The sequence below is a fragment of the Catenibacterium sp. UBA627 genome (assembly GCF_002299355.1).
Classification (GTDB): Bacteria; Bacillota_I; Bacilli_A; order Erysipelotrichales; family Coprobacillaceae; genus Catenibacterium; species Catenibacterium mitsuoka.
In genome coordinates, this window is the sequence record NZ_DBPF01000082.1 from 1 (window position 1) to 1,808 (window position 1,808).

At 32.7% G+C, this 1,808-nt stretch carries 2 protein-coding genes and 1 pseudogene; all 3 read right to left on the reverse strand.

Annotation, left to right across the window (positions count from 1 at the left end; all coding sequences use genetic code 11):
• A partial coding sequence (locus tag B2S90_RS05255) for an IS110 family transposase (RefSeq protein WP_286696650.1) occupies window positions 1-734 on the reverse strand: 734 nt, incomplete at its 3' end.
• A 124-nt stretch (window positions 735-858) separates the two neighbouring features.
• Window positions 859-1,200, reverse strand: coding sequence for a transposase (locus tag B2S90_RS05260; protein ID WP_286696651.1), 342 nt, complete (start codon window positions 1,198-1,200; stop codon window positions 859-861).
• A gap of 107 nt (window positions 1,201-1,307) precedes the next feature.
• Window positions 1,308-1,808: pseudogene (locus B2S90_RS05265) on the reverse strand (hypothetical protein); the annotation flags it as partial.

Sequence of the window (1,808 nt, forward strand, 5' to 3'; positions counted from 1 at the left end):
GATAGTGCAGTATGCGTTTTAATCCCAATCAGACATTGCAGCTGTTGCACTTTTTCTACATATTCCTCTTTTAATGATATTTCTTCAATTTGTTTATCTAAAGTCTCTACACGATCGCATAGATGATTATATTCAATCATATATTCTTTCAAGGTATCTTGAAGTAATGGTTCACTAAAAGAAAACGTATTTATCCAATCAATATGTTTTCTTGTCCAGAAACTTTTTCCTTCGAATTGTTTACCATTGCGTGTTAAAAACGCAATTATTTGTTGTTTGATACTTTTCAGGTTTTCTTTTATATCATCTCTCATACGAATGAATTCTTTTACTGAATTATCAAGTTCAGTAGGAACATGTACGGCAGAATATCCTCCATAAGCCAAACATTCCGCAATCATCTTGGCATCACGATAATCATTCTTAAGTTTTCTTCCACCTTTTTCAGTTTTCATGGTTGTTGGAGCCAGGATAACACATTCAATTCCTTTTTCTTTTAATTCATGATATAAAGAATATCCTAGACATCCCGCTTCATAGCCACATACAATATTCAGCTCTTCATTTTCATGCTTCTTTTTAAAAGTTTCAATAACACGAATGATGTTTTTAACTTCAGGTTTTACCTGTGTAATACAGTGAACTGTACCATCATGTTCAAAAGATGGCTCAAAAATGCATAAAGTGTAGTTTGTAGTATGGACATCCATCCCAATTTTTATTATTCTATTCATAGGTAACCCTCCTTATTTGTTTGCGGTAATCCCACAATACTATGAATTTTTGTTTCTACTCAAAGTATAATGGTAAATCCACGATTGAACAATTAAGGAGAGTTACTTTTTTGTTTCCTCCTCGTCATTTCATATTGTCTATATGATCATTATATAACTTTACCCATGCAAGTACTGTCCCACATGCAGGAATTTTATATTTTACTGCAATATCTCTTAGTGATCCCTCTCCAGCCAGATATGCTTCTACGACCTTCCTTTTAAACTCTTTTGTATATGATTCATTTGCAGGCTTCTCATCAAATGCAGAATCGCCATATGCTTTAAAGATTCTAATCCACCTTTCAATTGTAGTTTTAGATACATTTATTTCTTCAGCTAGACTAGAAATTGATTCACTGCCATCTAAGTACCTTCGACATATTTCAATTTTTTGTTCCTTAGAAAACTTACTTTTTCTTCCCATAAGAAAAACCTCCTCAGCAAACAGTGCTTTTAATTATTTGCACTGTCTACTGGGAGGTCATCATATCATCTAAAGCATACTGTCTTTTATTTTAGTGTATTTTATAGTTATAGAACTCTACCGTTCTTTACAGTGTATGTTTTACCATTATAATTTACTGAACCACTGTAATTCCAGTCAAGAATACCATTTTGAATGTAGTACCATGTACTGTAATACTTAACTAATCCTGTATAGTTCCAATCTAACTGTCCATTAGTCACCTTATACCATGTTCCTTCACCATTAACCTGTGATAATGTATTCACTGACCAATCAATCTTACCGTTCTGAACATAATACCAGTTACCATTGTATTTTACTAGATTGTTGTAGTTTGTATTTACTCTACCGTTTTCAATATAATACCAAGTATTATTGTAGTAGATTAAGCCGTTGTAGTTCCAGTTAAGAACACCATTTTGAATATAGTATTGAGTACTGAAATACTTAGTTAGTCCTGTATAGTTCCAATCTAACTGTCCATTAGTCACCTTATACCATGTTCCTTCACCATTAACCTGTGATAATGTATTCACTGACCAGTCAATCTTACCGTTCTGAACATA